The sequence below is a fragment of the Rheinheimera sp. B2H12 genome, assembly GCF_059620065.1.
Window position 1 is genome coordinate 2,117,242 of the sequence record NZ_CM184363.1, and the last position, 15,503, is coordinate 2,132,744.

A 15,503-nucleotide genomic window follows, 5' to 3' on the forward strand; every position below is an offset into this window, starting at 1 on the left:
CGGCACCTGACATGACAAGCCGCATCAGATGGCAACAGGCCCGTTGGCTGGCCAAATTCAAGGAATCATCTTGTGTTTATATCCTCTGCTGAGCCATTAGTGCCTGGCTTTTTAGTAGTGCATGCCAATTTACCGGAACAATTACGCGCTTTAGTGGTGCAATGGACCAAAGCCTATCCACTGGCAGTATTGGAAAGCGAAACTGTGCTGGTGCAAAGTAACGGTATTGCGCAATGGCTGAAACTGGCGTTAGCGGCAGATCCGGATCCGGCTGATGTCACTTTGGGCGGTGCCGGTATTGCCTGTGGCTTAAGTTTACAGATGCCGGGCCGGTTTATCTGGCAGTTATACCGGCTGTTGCTGCCGGCGCAGGCGATTCCGGAACAGTCTGGTTTTGACAAATCGCAGTTGCGCTGGCGCTTATTCAGGTTATTACCGCAACTGGCGCTGCAGGATGAATTTGCTGTGATTGCCAGTTATCTGCAAGGCGATACGAGTCAGGGCAAATTACAACAACTGGCGTTTAAGCTGGCCGATTTGTTTGACCAGTACCAGGTCTACCGGGCGGACTGGTTGCATGCCTGGGGTCAGGGCAAGGATGTGTTGCTACAGCCGCAAGGTCAAAGTACTGCCTTACCAGCAGAGCAGTTATGGCAACCAGCCTTATGGCGTGCCATTCTGGCGGATGTCCCGGCCATTGAGCGGCAGTTTAGTCGCGCCAATTTACATCAGAGTTTTCTCAAAGCAGCTGCTGGTTTTAGTCTGCAGCAAAGGCCGGCGGGCTTACCACGCCGGGTCATCGTATTTGGTGTGTCCAGCTTGCCACAACAAGTGTTGGAAGCGCTGGCGGCCATTGCCCCATATACTCAGGTGCTACTGGCGGTGCACAACCCTTGTCAGCATTACTGGGCCGATATTATTGCGGATAAAGAGTTATTTAAAGCGCAGCAACAGCGCCAGCTACGCAAACAAAGTATGCCGGCTGAACTGAGCGCCGAACAGTTACCCAATCATGCCCAGCCCTTATTGGCCGCCTGGGGTAAACAAGGCCGCGATTACATTCGTCTGCTTGATGAGTTTGACCAGACCCGGCAGCATCTGGCGTTGTTTGCCGGCGAGCGGATTGATTTGTTTTCCGAGTTAACACCGACGCATCTGCTGGCACAATTGCAGGCTGATATTTTACAGTTGCGGCCCGTGCAGGAAAGTGCCGCGCTTTGGCCGGAACTGACGACAACGAGCGCTGCCAGCCTGTGTTTTGCCACCGCACATAGTGCCATGCGGGAAATTGAAATTCTGCATGATGATTTACTGGCCCAGTTTGCTGCCGATGCCGCCTTAACTCCGGCCGATATCATGGTGATGGTGCCGGATATTCAGCATTATGCTGCCGCTATCAGTGCCGTGTTTGGCCGGATCAGCAAAGACGATCCGCGTTATATTCCATTTACCATTGCTGACCAGTCGGCCTTGCAGCAAGAGCCATTGCTGCAAGCCTTACAATTGCTGCTGAGTTTGCGCCAGCAGCGGTTTAGTGTCAGTACTGTGCTGGACTTACTGCAACTGCCGGCTTTGCAACAACGTTTTGCCTTGCAGCCGGCTGATATTCTGTTGCTCAAACTCTGGATTGAAAAGGCGCAGATCCGCTGGGGACTGGATGCAACACAGCGACAAAGTCTCGGTTTACCTGCCGACTTTCATGACAACAGCTGGCTCCATGGCTTGCAACGGATGTTGTTAGGTTATGCCATGGGGGCCACGGATCACAGCTGGCAGGGGATTGCCCCTTGTGCAGAAGTGGCTGGTTTATCGGCTGCGCTGGCCGGTCAACTGGCGCTGTTGCTGGACACATTGACTCACTATTGGCAGCAAAGCGCTGAACGCCGCACGCCTGCTGCCTGGCAGCAGTGGTTACAACAATTACTGGCTGATTTTTTTCTGCCGCAAAGCCAGCAGGAGCAAAGTTTGCTCGGCCAGTTGCAACAGGCACTGGCTGACTGGTTGTTGCAGTGTCAGCACGCCGGACTGGATACCGAGCTGGAGCTGGCGGTGGTGGCTGACGGCTGGTTAGAACCTTTTGCCGGCCAGGGGCTGACACAAAGATTTTTAGCCGGCGCCGTCAACTTTGCCACCCTGATGCCGATGCGAGCCATTCCTTTTGCCCAAATTCATCTGCTGGGAATGAATGATGGCGATTTTCCGCGCCAGATGGCCAGACTGGATTTTGATTTGATGCAGCAGCAATACCGGCCCGGTGATCGTTCCAGACGGGATGATGACAGGTATCTGTTTCTGGAAGCTTTGTTATCAGCCAGGCAGCGGCTTCGGATCAGCTGGCTTGGTCACAGTGTGCATGATAACAGTGAACGTGCGCCATCGGTGTTGGTGGGGCAACTGCGCGATCATCTGGCGGCAGTGTGGCGATTGAGGGTAGCGGGTACCAGCGGTGACGACCAGTTGTTGCAAGGGGAGGCGCTGTTAGCGGCGCTGACTGTGCATCATCCGCTGCAACCTTTTAGCCGGCGTTATCTGCAAGGCGATAGTAAATATCAGAGTTATCAGCATGAATGGCGTGCTTTATACACAGCTGCAGCAAGCGCCAGTGCCGAGGGCGCGGCACCGGCTTTAGCCTTACCCGAACAATTACCGGTTTGGGATTTGGAACGACTGGCACAATGGCTGAAAGATCCGGTCCGGTTCTTTTTCCGCCAGCGGTTAAAAGTGGATCTGGATATCAGCAGCATAGAGCAACAGCAGACCGAAAGTTTTGCCCTGGACGGTTTGGCCCGATGGCAACTGCAGCAACGGTTGCAGCAAAAATTGCAGGCAGCGCTGCAGCGGCAGCAAGATTGGCAACAAAGCCTGCAGCAGGAGTTGCAGCAAATTCAGGCCGAAGGCTTATTACCTGTGGCTGCAGCGGGCCAGTTACTGCAGCAACAACTCGAGCAATTATTTAGCCCGCAAGCGCAGCAGTTCGCTCGCTGGGTAGCCGCAGCGCCACCTATGCTGGCAGAGCCAATTTGGTGCCAGTTCAGCAGTGACGGCCAGCAGCTTGCCGACTGGCTGAAACAAGTGCGACGCCAGGCCGATGGCTCTTTGCTGAGCCTGCAATGGCTGGTCGGTGCTTTGTATAAAGATAAACAGTTGGACTGGCGCTTGTTATTCAAACCCTGGCTGACGCAGTTACTGGCCAGCGCCTGTGGCCATCAGTTGCACCTGCATCTGCTGGCGGTGGATACCAGTGTGCAGTTACCTCCGATGAGCCAGGCCCAGGCCACAGCGCAATTACAGCAGCTCAGCTATTGGCTGACCCAGAGTTTATGCCAGCCTGTGCCGTTGGAACAAGGCTGCGCTTTGTTGCTGTTACAGGCAGAGCTGCCGCTCGGTCAGCAGCCCGATGACCAACTGTGGTCCCAACTGCAGAAACGTTATCATGGCGATAGTTTTGTGCCAGGTGTGCTCAGTCGCAACCGTTATCTGGCGCGTGCTTATGCCGATCTCAATGCGCTGTGGCAACAAGGAGAATTACATCAGGTGGCCACAGGCTTTTATCAGGGACTACGAGATTATCTCAGGCAAGCCGGTATTGAGGAGCGCTTATAATGGCTGTGTTGTTGCAACCCGCCTTGTCAGAAACGAATGCCAGCCAGGGTTTAACCGCAGTGGCGCTGGATTTACTCAATTTGCCGCTGACCGGTAGTGCTTTAATTGAAGCAAGCGCTGGTACCGGTAAAACTTATACCATTGCCGCCTTATATCTGCGGGCAGTGCTTGGCCATGGCGGCCAGCCAGCGCTGTTACCGCCGCAGTTGCTGGTGGTGACTTTTACTGAGGCCGCAACCGGTGAGCTGACTGAACGGATCCGGCAGCGGCTCACCACGGCAGCTCGTTATTTTCGCGACCAGAACCAGCCGGCCGATCCGGTGTTGCAACAGCTAGCCGCCAGTTACCCGCTGCAGCAGTGGCCCTGGTGCGCACAGCAACTGGAACTGGCCGCGCAATGGATGGACGAAGCGGCGATTTCGACCATTCATGGCTGGTGTAACCGGATGCTGGCCGAGCATGCCTTTGACAGTGGCAGCCGCTTTGAAGATGAGCTGAGTACCGATCAAAGCGCGTTAATGCAGGAAGTGACTGAAGATTACTGGCGCAGCTTTGTTTATGCGCTGGATACCAAGGCATTGTTGCGGTGGCAGCGTAGTTTCCGTCATCCGGCGCAATTACAAGCAGATCTGCGCGGTATTTGGCGCGAACAGCCGCAATTGGTGACAGAGTCGCCTGCGGCGCTGATCGCTGACGAGTTGCAGCAGCGCAGTACCGAGCTGGCAAGATTAAAAGCCCCCTGGCTACAGTGGGTGGCAGAGCTCAGACCCTTATTTGAAGAAGCCCGGCAGCAGAAAAGACTCAATGGCACTAAGTTAAGAGCGGATTATCTGGACAAATGGTTGACCGCTATTGCCGCCTGGGCCAGCGATCCATTGCAGGATAGCCTGAATATTGGTGCTGGCAGTAGTCGATTAACGCCGGAGGGGATCGCCGATGCTTGCAAAGGGGAGCCATTACAGCATCCGGCTTTTGCGGCGATGGCGGCTCTGAACCCGGCCCTTGCGCAGTTGCCCGATTGCACCCAGGCACTGCGACAGCATGCCTTAGGCTGGTGTCAGCAAAGGTTTGCCGATAGTCAGCGCCAACTGGGGTGCTTCGGCTTTGATGATATGCTCGACCGGCTGCAGCAGGCCTTGTTGTCCGAACGGGGGGCGAGCCTGGCCGCCCGGATCCGGCAACAATTTCCCCTGGCGCTGATTGATGAGTTCCAGGATACCGATCCGGTGCAATATGGCATTTTCCGGCAGATTTATCAGCTGGCAGACAATCGCAGTGATTGTGGCCTGTTGCTGATCGGCGATCCGAAACAAGCGATTTACGCCTTTCGTGGCGCCGACATTTACACTTATTTGCAGGCAAAACTGGCCACTGCGCCACGGCATTATTCACTGGATACTAATTTCCGCTCCAGTCAGGCGATGGTTGATACCGTGAATTTGTTGTTTTTACAGGCTGAACAGCGCAGCACTGGCCAGGGCGCCTTTTTATTTCGCCAACAGCAAAACCTGGTGGCTTTTGAAGCGGTCAAGGCCAAAGGCCGGCCTGAACAGTTACAACGGGCGGGCCAGGCTATGCCAGCGCTGGAGCTGATTTTGCTCGACGAAAGCGCCAAACCACTGAGTAAAGCCAGTTATTTTTCACAAATGGCGCAGCACTGTGCCGGGCATATCGCGTTGTTGTTGCAGGAGGGCACAGCCGGAACGACCGGCTTTGCCAGGCCGGATGGGCAATTCCAGCCGTTGCAGCCGCAGGATATCGCCGTGCTGGTGAATAATCAGCAGGAAGCCGGTCAGATCCGCCGTGCGCTGCAGCAAGTGGGGGTGCGGTCGGTCTATTTATCGGATCGTGGTTCTGTGTTTGAGACTGCCATTGCCGCCGATCTGCTGTTGTGGCTGGAAGCCTGCGCGGATCCGCAGCATGAGCTGAAGGTACGTTCAGCGCTGGCCTGTCAAAGCGTCGGCTGGGATTATCTACAGTTGGCCAGACTGCAACAGGATGAATGGTTTTTTGAATTCTGGCTGACTGAATTTGATGGTTTCAGCCGGTTATGGCAACAGCACGGCGTGCTGCCGCTGGTGCGGCAATTGTTGCTCAGCTTTGGCCTGGTGCAACGTTTTGCCAGCTTACCGGATGGCGAACGTCAACTGACGGATCTATTGCATTTAGCGGAGTTATTACAACAAGTCAGCCGCACTCTGGAAGGTGAGCAGGCGTTATTGCGTTATTTTAAAGAACATCTGGCTGGCGCCCAGCAGCTCGATGCTGAGATGCTGAAATTACGGCTGGAAAGTGACGAAGCCCTGGTCAGGGTCGTGACCATTCATAAATCAAAAGGGCTGGAATATCCGCTGGTATTTTTGCCGTTTATTGCCGCCGCCAAACCCTTAGATCCAGCCGTGTTACCTTATCGCTACCATGACGATGCTCAGCAATTACAGTTGTGTTATCAGATGGATGAACAGCTTTTTGCCAAAGCGGAGTCCGAGCGGCTCGGTGAGGATTTACGGAAATTGTATGTCGCACTGACCCGTTCCAGACATTATTGTTATCTCGGACTGGCAGCGCTCAAAGACGCATCGGCGATCAGTTATTTGCTGACAGAGCAGGGGCAGTTGTTGCCGGGCGAGCTGGCGCGGCAATTAAATACCTTACAGCACCCGGCGTTACAGCTCACAACCTGGCAGGCCCTGCCTGCCGGGCAGCAACAGGCTGAGCAAGTCAGCCAGTTGCCGCCGGTGGGCGATTATCTGCGGATGCCAAAACGTCAGCGTTATCGTTGGTGGGCGGCGAGTTACAGCGCTTTGGCGGAAGGGGCTGGTCAGACGCCGCAGTTGTCCGTCGGTATCGGTTTGGCCACGCTGGATGAGCGCAGCACCACACTGGATAACGATAGTAAAGATGCTGAGTTGTATCAGGAGCTGCAGCAGGAACAAAAAACGCAGCTGTTGCTGCCCGACACCGCGCCACAGCCGGCGCAAGCCATCAGTCAACTGTTTTTGCGCGGCGCCGCTGCCGGTACTTTATTACATGATTGTCTGCAATGGGCCGCCGAGCAGGGCTTTGCTGCCGTGCTGGCGCAACCTGAACCGCTGCGGGATTATCTGATCAGTCAATGTCAACAATTACGCTGGCTGTGGCCGGTCAGCACGGCTGCCGGCGCGCAGTGGCAACGCCGGTTGCTGCAAGGCGATGTTGAGCTGGATCAGCTGTTTGCCAGTGCCGAAGTGGCAGTAGAACCGCTCTGGCGCTGGCTGCTGGCTTTGTTAACCGTGCGCTGGCCAGCACCTGGTACAGCGACCGCCGTTGGTGAGACCGTTGGTAAGACCGTTGGTAAGACTTTAGCCTTGGCAGATTTAACCGATTATCGGGCAGAACTGGAGTTCTGGTTTGCCGCTCATTCCGTCGCAACAGCAGAGCTGGATCAGTTATTACAGCAATGGTTGTGGCCACAACAAGCCAGGCCTGCACTACAGCCACGGCTGGTGCATGGCATGTTAAAAGGCTTTATTGACTTAACCTTTTTCGCCAATGGCCAGTATCATGTGGCTGATTATAAAAGTAATTATTTGGAAGATGCCGCTTACACTGAAACTGAGCTGATGAACATCATGCTGGCTAAACGCTATGATTTACAGGCCGCGCTCTATGCGCTGGCGTTACACCGGCTGCTACAAAGTCGTTTGCCCGGCTATAGGCCGGAACAACATTTGGGGCAGGCTTGTTATTGGTTTGTCCGCGGCGCCCGCACTGAGGTGGCCACTGTGCCAACTTTTGAATTACAAGGCATGTTACTGATCAATATTCCGCTGCCGCTGGTACTGGCGCTGGATGCGATGTTTCGCGCTGGCAGCACGGCGCCAGCGCACGGGGGCGCAGTATGAATAAGGTAATGAAGGGCGGATGGTCAGAAGCCAGCACCTGGCTGATACAAGCACAGCGCTGGCAGCAATTAGGGATCCTGCGGCCACTGGATCTGGCTTTGGTGAAGATGCTGGCGCAGCAAGCGGACAGTGAAGCCGGCAGTAAAGCTGGATTAGCGCCACAGGAGATGCAGGACGTTTTGCTATGGCTGGCGCTGGCCAGTAGTCAGCTCGCCCAAGGACACTTGTGTCTGGACGTGGCGCAGGCTTTGCAGCAGCCTGAATTGATGCTGGCCAGCAGCCTGCGCTTTGGTCGTCCGTTGCAGGAGTTGCAACAATTTGTCCAGTCGCAATCATTAGCGGTCCTGCAACTTCAGCTAGCAAAGGCCAGCCTCTGGGTTGGCCAACCCATTGCAGTGCCAATGCCGGCTGGCAATGACAATCACAATGATACTGCCGCGCAGCTCAGTCCTTTTATCTGGCAACACAACAGATTATATCTGTATCGTTACTGGCAGTATGAGCAGCAGATCAGCCAGTTTATTCGTCACAGCAGTGCGAGGACCGCGCAACTGCGGCAGCAACTTTGTGCCAGGCAAGTGCGGCAGTTATTAACGCCGTTATTTCCAACAGCAGCCACAGTCCCGGCCGCAACGGACTGGCAACAGCTGGCTTGTGCCATGGCAGTCAGCAGCAGTATGGCGGTGATCACCGGTGGGCCTGGCACCGGCAAAACCACCACAGTGGTCAAATTGTTGTTATTACTGCAGCAGTTGGCGGTGAGTCAAGGCCGGGCTTTGACAATAGCGCTGGCGGCCCCGACCGGTAAAGCGGCAGCACGGTTAAGTTTAGCAATCAGTCAGGCGTTAGACCGGCTATTGCCTGGCTTGCCGGATGGTGCAGCGTTAGCGGCGCAGATCCCGGCTAAGGCCCAGACGTTACACCGCTTGCTCGGCAGCGGACCTGATCAGGCCAGCTTTCGTTTTCATGCCGATGAACCCCTGCCATTGGATGTATTGGTGGTCGATGAAGCCTCAATGGTGGATGTGGCGTTATTTGCTGCCATGCTGGCCGCGTTACCGGCCAGTGCCCGGCTGATTTTACTGGGTGACAAAGATCAATTGGCGTCGGTGGAAGCCGGTGCTGTCATGGCCGAGTTGTGCCGGGATGCGCAAGTGGGTGGTTATAGTCAGGCCACCGCGGATTGGCTGCAGCAACTGACAGGTCAGCAACTGGCGGCGGATTATTGCACTCAGACGCCAGCCATCCTGGAGCAACAGCTGGTGATGCTGCGGACCAGTCATCGATTTGCCGCTGACAGTGGCATCGGCCAGTTGGCACTGGCGGTCAATCAAGGCGAGGCGCAGCAGGTACTGACGATTTTACGGCAACCGCCAGCGGATATCCGCTTACTGACACTGAGTCCGGACAGTGCCGAATTCGCCTTTTTTCTGCTGCATGGCACTGTTGCTGCGCCCTTGCAGCAAGGTTTTGCCGCCTACTTACAGCAGGTGCAGCTTGCCCCCGGTGAAACCGCCAGTCCGGAACAACTGGAGCAGTGGGCGTTGTTGGTATTACAGCTATTTAGTCAGTTCCAACTGCTGTGCGCCGTGCGGCAGGGCAAATATGGCGTCGAACAACTGAATCAGCGGGTGGCCGCCGTGCTGGCGCGCCAGCAGTTGATCCCGCGCACCGAAGGCTGGTATCCGGGACGGCCGGTGATGGTGGTGCAGAATGATTACGGCACTGGCCTGATGAATGGTGATGTGGGCATCTGTTTGCCGCGCTATGAACGCGTTGACGGTCAGTGGCAACACCGGCTGCGGGTGGTCTTTCCGGCCGCCGAAGCGGGTCAGCCGGTGCGCTGGATTTTACCCAGCCGCTTGCCACAGGTTGAGACTGTGTATGCGATGACGGTGCATAAATCCCAGGGCTCGGAGTTTCAGCATGCAGTATTGGTGCTGCCCGAGCAGGGCAGTGCATTGCTGACCCGTGAGCTGGTGTATACCGGCATCACCAGAGCGGCCCGGCAATTTAGCTTGCTCTGTGCCGATCCACAGGTGCTGAGTCAGGCGGTGCGACAAAAAACCGAACGCAGCGGTGGTTTGCGGTTACAGCTGTAAGGCTGCGACTAAGTTGTCGGCAGATCCGGTAATAATGAGGCTGCAGCTTGTTGTAGCAGCCACTGTTTAAACAACTGGATTTGCTGACGGGCCAGACTGTCTGGGCGGTAATGCAACTGATACTGGCCCCAGGGCAGCAAATAACGCCATTGCGTCAGCGCCACCAACTGGCCTTGCCGGACGGCATCACCGGCAATAAAACTGTTACTCAGCGCCAGCCCCCGGCCACTGCTGACGGCTTTGGTGGCGAGCAGTGCCAGGCTGACCTGGTACATCTCTAACGCGGCGGGTTCCCGCAGCTGCAACTGCTGGCGCCAAAGCTGCCAGTCTTCGCCTTGCTCCGAACTATACAAGGCACAGTCCAGTAGTGCTTCAGGTTTGTTGGCAGGCAATTGCTGAAATTGAGCCGGCGCACAGACCGGAAACCACCATTCAGTGCGCAACCGTTCGGCGACAAAACCGGCTGGCGCTGGCCAGGTGCCGATAATCACATCGGCCTGCTCAGGTTGCAGACTGTCGGCGCCGGACTCCATATGCAGCAAGGTCGCTATCTCTGGATGAGCCTGCTGAAACAATGGCAGCCTGGGTGCCAGCCATTCCACCGCAATCGAGGTTTGCGCCACGATGCGCAGTGGCGTGGTTTTACTTTGCCGCAGGTGCTGACTAACTGAATGCAGGCGGAAAAAACAATCCCCCAGCACTGAATACAAAGTGGCACCGGCTTCGGTCAGTTGTAAGGGTTTGCTTTGTCGTAACAACAAAGTCCGGCCCAGCGCCGTTTCCAGACTTTTAATCTGATGGCTGATGGCACTTTGGCTGACACATAGTTCGCTCGCAGCTTTACTGAAACTGCGCAGTCGGGCCGTAGCTTCAAAAGCCTGCATCGCCTTGAGTGGGGGTAAAGCTTGACTCATCAACGAGATCCAGCAAAAGTCTTTAGCATTAATTTAATTCATCTTAGGCTGAAATCATATCATTTTAATTCATAGCAAAAAACGCAGATACTCAAGCAAAGTCCAGCATGATCAATGTCAACAGGAGCTTATGATGACAATAGGGGTAGGTGGAAAAACAGCAGTGGCAGCCTTGGCCACTTTAACAGATATGACCGGCGGTACAGCGCCGATTGGACTTACGGAATATCAGCAGCGGATTGAGCGCGCTGTGCAATTGATGCGACAGCATGGACTGGCGGCCGTCTACCTGAATGCTGGCACCAATTTGCATTATTTTACCGGCACTGTCTGGTATGCCAGCGAACGGCTGGTTGGCGCCTTGTTACTGGCCAGTGGTGAGCTGCATTACCTAGCGCCGGTGTTTGAACTTGGCACCCTGGCTCAGTACTGGCAAGTACCGGGTCAGGTGCATGGCTGGCAGGAAGATGAAAGCCCCTATGCACTGTTGGTGCAAGTGCTGAGGCAACAGGGCATTGCGGCAACGGCGTCAGTGGGGCTGGATGAAAGCAGTGCATTTTTCATCACCGATGGGTTGCGCCAGGTGGCACCTGCACAACAGTTTTGCAGCGCTAAAGTGGTGACCGCTGGTTGTCGCCAGCAAAAATCTGCCGCTGAACTGGCGTTGATGCAAAGAGCGATGCAGATGACGCTGGCCGTGCATCAGGCCACCGCCAGTATGTTATACGCCGGTATCAGTAGCACCGAAGTAGAAGCTTTTATTGACCAGGCGCATCGCAAGGTGGGTGCCAGCGGCAGCTATTTTGTCATTGTGCTATTCGGTGCGGCCACCCAGTATCCGCACGGCGTGAAGCAACCGCAGCTGTTACAACCAGGGGATACGGTGCTGATTGATACCGGCTGCAAGCTGCATCATTATATTTCTGACATTACGAGAACTTATGTGTTTGGTGAGCCTAATTCGCGCCAGCGCGCCATTTGGCAACTGGAAAAACAAGCGCAAGCAGCGGCTTTTGCGGCCGCACAGCCCGGGGTTGCTTGTGGTGCAGTTGACGCTGCCGCCCGTGCTGTGTTGGCCAGCGGTGGTTTAAGTGCGGATTATGAGTTGCCAGGGCTGCCACATCGGACTGGCCATGGCATTGGGCTGGATATTCATGAATGGCCTTATCTGGTGCGCGGCAATGCACAGCCATTGCTACCAGGCATGTGTTTTAGCAATGAGCCGATGATTTGTCTGCCGGGGGAATTTGGCGTGCGGTTGGAGGACCATTTTTATCTGACCGAGACTGGCCCGCGTTGGTTTACCGAACCGGCTCACAGTATTGATGATCCTTTTGGGCTTGGCCAGGCTGCGGGCTGACACTGTCCCTGCTCACTCTTGTTGACACTCTGACTGCAGCCTGATCTATCTGATTGATCAGTCTGCAGATCAGCTTTTTATCAGAATTCTGCTCTGAATTTATCATCTGACCTTTGTGGTATATCGGTACAAAGCTGATTAGCATAACTGTCTGTTTTTTACAGACAGAGTGCTGGCAATGATCAGCATCCGTATTGAACTGGATTGATAAATGATAAAGGAGAGATCTATGTTAACAGCTTCATTACAAGCCTCAGCCCGATCCGCCACTGCAGCCGACGGTGAGATTGCACAAACCACAGTGCCGGCAGTCACGCTGGCCATTCTGACAGGAAAGCAGGAAGGGGTGGCGAGGGCAGCGGGTATTTTCACTAAGAATGACTTAATTAACATTAAGTTATATGTCAAAAAAGGATTGTCACTACCCACATCGCAACTGGATGTTGAATCTTATATTGGTTATCGTGATTCTGGTATTACCGGTTTACAGCCTGTTGATATTAAAGACTTATTCAATCAGATCCATAACCACAGTTTTGGCTGGGATGCCATTGAACAGCGTTCTTTACGCCAGAGCACCGATTTGTCGATTGCAGCGGACCGTATCGTTTCGACCGGCGACAGTATTATTGCTGCTATTGAACAAATGCCGTTGTTGGTGCGGGTGAAAACAAAGCTGAGCGAGCTAAGTGAAAGTCAGCTGCGGGATATTCGTTATGAAAACGATGACCATGAAATCGCCACTGAACTTGGCAAAATTCTCAGCAGTATGAAGCTGGATATCCTGGATCAAAAAGCCAAAACGGCAGAAGTCAAAGTGCTGGTGTCGGATTTTCGTATTCAGATTGCGGGAGGTACTTTACAAAATGGCAGCACAGTCAGTGGGTTAGAGCCGCAAGTCAGACATAAATATGACCTGATGGTGAAAAACAATCTGGCGACCATCATTCAGCAGTTGGAAGATGACATCAAAGAAAAAAACAGCCGCATTGAGCAGTTAAAAGCGGATTATGACAAATACGTTGGGCTGGCCTTTACCGGCGCCGCAGGCGGTATTATTGGCCTGGCGATCACGGGCGGTATTTTTGGTGATAAAGCCGAGAAGGCTCGCAAAGAAAAAAATCAGCTCATTGATGAAGTCAGAGTGTTACAGGATCGGGTCAGCGGTAAAAAAGCTTTGCAAAAAGCCATTGAAAACCTGAAAGCCGATTTCAGTGATATTGGTACCCGGATGGTCGATGCGGAAATGGCACTGAATAATCTGGAGTTTATGTGGAGTACCATGCTCAGTCAGATTGAATCCTCCGCCCAGCAATTTGGCAAAATTAACGATGCCGCCAGTTTACTCAGCTTTGTGGTGGATTTTAAAACCGTGATTAACCCATGGCGTCCGGTGCGTGATTTGTCGACCGATTTAGTGCAAACCTTTAACGAAGGCCTGGCCGAATACAAAAAATTGTATCAGAGCAACTAAACAATCCAGCGACCGGATCGCAGCAGTGCTGTTAGCAGCAAGGCAGATCAGGACTTTTATGTGCATTTATCATCAGGGCAGGAGCTTAAGATGGCCGACATCAGTCAATTCCCAAATCATGAACAACATTTTTTACCGATCAACACGTTACTGTTTAGTCAGGCAGTGAAAGATATTGCTCGTCAGATGTTTTTTAACAGCAGCCGTTACCAGATCCTGCAGGACAAAGCCAAAATGGTCAATTTGTCTGCCACTGAACTGGACAGCCTGTTTCGCAGCGCTTTGCCTGAGTTACAGGTGCAATTAGCGAATCTGAATTTGTCCGGTTACACCCAGCCTATCGCAGAAATTAACCAGGCGCTGGCTGCTGGCGGGCTAGATGCAGATACCCAGCAACAACTGCAGGCCGAGCAACAACGATTATTGCTGTCGATGCAGCAATCTTTGCGCGCTGCTGAGAAAACCTTAGCAAACTTTGTCACGACTGCTGATCGCCGGATCCAGGACCTGCATGACGTGGTGATCTTGCAGCGCACTGAAGGCCCGCTGGCAGATGAGCAACAGCATTTGCAACAGCTGCAGCAGCAGTTGCAAACCAAACAGGCTTTATTAAAGGAGATCAGCAGTAATCGCAGCAAACTGATTGCCTGTCAGGATTTGCTGCGGCAAAAAAATATCGTGGATACCTTTAAGGACTATCTGCCGGATCCTTCCGATTTAAAAAGCCTGGATTTAGCCGCGCCTGAATTGGAATTGATTAAGCAGTCGCTGGCATTGGTGCAAAAAATGTTAGGCCAATTGTCGGCAGGGGTGAAATACGTCCAACTGGCCGAAGCCCGTAAAACACTGGACCAGCAGTATGACCAGGTCAACCACAGTATTAATGAGCTGACCACTGAGCTGGCGGCCAGTGCGCAGGTGCTGGCCGATTTAAATGCGGTGGTCAAAGTGGATCAGGCCCGTCAGCAACTGGCAGCCCAGGCCAGTTTATTCAGCCAAAGTTGTCACTATATGCTGGACCAGTTGCATGCCGCCTTGCAGCCATCGCAACCCAGCGTTGGGTTAAATCTGCTGATCCAGCAATTCAGTGATTACCTGCAACAAACCAGCGACAGCTTCCGGCGTAATATCTTAAGCTAAGCCACGCGTTGCTGCATTCAAACAGCCAGCCAGTCTGGCTGTTTCTTTATCCGATGCTGCTGATTTGGCCCTGGCACCGACATTTCACTTGCCATCAGGGCAAAAGCCTTGATAATAACGGGCTTGTTGTTATTGCAGATGGAGTGAACATGGATTGGTGGTTATTAATACAGGCGTTTATCCTGGGGATTGTCGAAGGTTTAACCGAATTTTTACCTGTATCCAGCACCGGGCACTTAATAGTGGCGGCGGATTTAATTGGTTTTCAAAATGATGGTCGGGTATTTGAAATTGCCATTCAATTTGGCGCCATTTTAGCCATCGTATTCGAATACCGGCAACGTTTTGTCAGCGTCACCTGCGGCATGTTCAGCGACAGCAAAGCGCAGAAGTTTATCCTGAATTTATTCGTCGCCTTTTTACCGGCGGCCGTGATCGGCTTGTTATTTATCAGTTTGATCAAACAATATCTGTTTAATCCGATCACAGTGGCGGTGATGTTGATCCTCGGTGGCCTGGTGATCCTGTGGGCTGAACGCCGGCAGCATCAGACCCGGGTGCTGGATGTCGATGATATCAGCGTGCTGGATGCATTTAAAATTGGTTGTGCTCAGGTGGTGTCGATGATCCCGGGCACATCCCGTTCTGGCGCCACTATTATCGGTGGTTTATTTATTGGCCTGGATCGCAAAGTCGCTGCTGAGTTTTCATTTTTCCTCGCCGTACCCACCATGTTTGCCGCTACATTTTATGACTTGTTTAAGCACCGTGATCTGCTGGAAGTGGCGGATCTGCCGATGTTTGCGGTCGGTTTTATCACCGCTTTTGTCGCCGCGTTATTAGCGGTGCGTACCTTAGTTAAATTTGTCGGCAATCATAGCTACGAGATTTTTGCCTGGTACCGCATTGCCTTTGGTGGTTTTATTCTGCTGAGCTGGCAAGCTGGCTGGATTGACTGGGCGACTGCGGCTTTCTAAATCAAGCCGTGACAGAGAGTGATCATAAAAAAGCCCGGTCTCAGCAGCC

Annotated in this window: 8 protein-coding genes; 7 read left to right on the forward strand and 1 reads right to left on the reverse strand. The window is 53.6% G+C overall.

Going from position 1 to position 15,503, the window contains the following annotated elements:
* The first annotated feature begins 72 nt into the window (after window positions 1–72).
* The 3 genes from recC to recD are packed head-to-tail and all read left to right on the forward strand — an operon-like array spanning window position 73 to window position 9,589.
* Complete coding sequence (gene recC / locus AC53GJ_RS09265; protein WP_496732395.1) at window positions 73–3,603, forward strand: exodeoxyribonuclease V subunit gamma; 3,531 nt, start codon at window positions 73–75, stop codon at window positions 3,601–3,603.
* Window positions 3,603–7,487 (forward strand): exodeoxyribonuclease V subunit beta, encoded by a 3,885-nt coding sequence (gene recB / locus AC53GJ_RS09270; RefSeq protein ID WP_496732396.1) that lies wholly within the window; start codon window positions 3,603–3,605, stop codon window positions 7,485–7,487. The genes recC and recB overlap by 1 nt, the downstream gene beginning before the upstream one ends.
* A complete protein-coding gene (recD, locus tag AC53GJ_RS09275; protein ID WP_496732397.1) occupies window positions 7,484–9,589 on the forward strand; it encodes an exodeoxyribonuclease V subunit alpha in 2,106 nt (701 codons plus the stop codon). The genes recB and recD overlap by 4 nt, the downstream gene beginning before the upstream one ends.
* 8 nt (window positions 9,590–9,597) lie before the next feature.
* On the opposite strand, the gene AC53GJ_RS09280 is transcribed toward recD, so the two are convergent.
* Window positions 9,598–10,503, reverse strand: coding sequence for a LysR substrate-binding domain-containing protein (locus AC53GJ_RS09280; protein ID WP_496732398.1), 906 nt, complete (start codon window positions 10,501–10,503; stop codon window positions 9,598–9,600).
* 130 nt (window positions 10,504–10,633) lie between these two features.
* Between AC53GJ_RS09280 and AC53GJ_RS09285 the strand changes: the two genes are divergently transcribed.
* The 4 genes from AC53GJ_RS09285 to AC53GJ_RS09300 all read left to right on the forward strand — a co-directional run bounded on the left by AC53GJ_RS09285 (window position 10,634) and on the right by AC53GJ_RS09300 (window position 15,454).
* The gene (locus AC53GJ_RS09285) at window positions 10,634–11,863 is read left to right on the forward strand and encodes a M24 family metallopeptidase (RefSeq protein WP_496732399.1); all 1,230 of its coding nucleotides are present in this window, start codon (window positions 10,634–10,636) and stop codon (window positions 11,861–11,863) included.
* A gap of 229 nt (window positions 11,864–12,092) precedes the next feature.
* Complete coding sequence (locus tag AC53GJ_RS09290) at window positions 12,093–13,337, forward strand: alpha-xenorhabdolysin family binary toxin subunit A (protein WP_496732400.1); 1,245 nt, start codon at window positions 12,093–12,095, stop codon at window positions 13,335–13,337.
* 90 nt (window positions 13,338–13,427) lie between these two features.
* Window positions 13,428–14,477 carry an alpha-xenorhabdolysin family binary toxin subunit B gene (locus AC53GJ_RS09295; protein ID WP_496732401.1) on the forward strand — a complete coding sequence of 350 codons (1,050 nt, stop codon included), beginning with the start codon at window positions 13,428–13,430 and terminating at the stop codon, window positions 14,475–14,477.
* Window positions 14,478–14,626: 149 nt separating this feature from the next.
* Window positions 14,627–15,454 carry an undecaprenyl-diphosphate phosphatase gene (locus tag AC53GJ_RS09300; protein ID WP_496732402.1) on the forward strand — a complete coding sequence of 276 codons (828 nt, stop codon included), beginning with the start codon at window positions 14,627–14,629 and terminating at the stop codon, window positions 15,452–15,454.
* Window positions 15,455–15,503 lie beyond the last annotated feature (49 nt).

Bases quoted from the DNA above. Each gene is read 5' to 3' on its own strand.
- recB (WP_496732396.1), top strand. From the start codon at position 3,603: ATGGCTGTGTTGTTGCAACCCGCCTTGTCAGAAACGAATGCCAGCCAG.
- recD (WP_496732397.1), top strand. From the start codon at position 7,484: ATGAATAAGGTAATGAAGGGCGGATGGTCAGAAGCCAGCACCTGGCTG.
- AC53GJ_RS09280 (WP_496732398.1), bottom strand. From the start codon at position 10,503: ATGAGTCAAGCTTTACCCCCACTCAAGGCGATGCAGGCTTTTGAAGCT.
- AC53GJ_RS09285 (WP_496732399.1), top strand. From the start codon at position 10,634: ATGATGACAATAGGGGTAGGTGGAAAAACAGCAGTGGCAGCCTTGGCC.
- AC53GJ_RS09290 (WP_496732400.1), top strand. From the start codon at position 12,093: ATGTTAACAGCTTCATTACAAGCCTCAGCCCGATCCGCCACTGCAGCC.
- AC53GJ_RS09295 (WP_496732401.1), top strand. From the start codon at position 13,428: ATGGCCGACATCAGTCAATTCCCAAATCATGAACAACATTTTTTACCG.
- AC53GJ_RS09300 (WP_496732402.1), top strand. From the start codon at position 14,627: ATGGATTGGTGGTTATTAATACAGGCGTTTATCCTGGGGATTGTCGAA.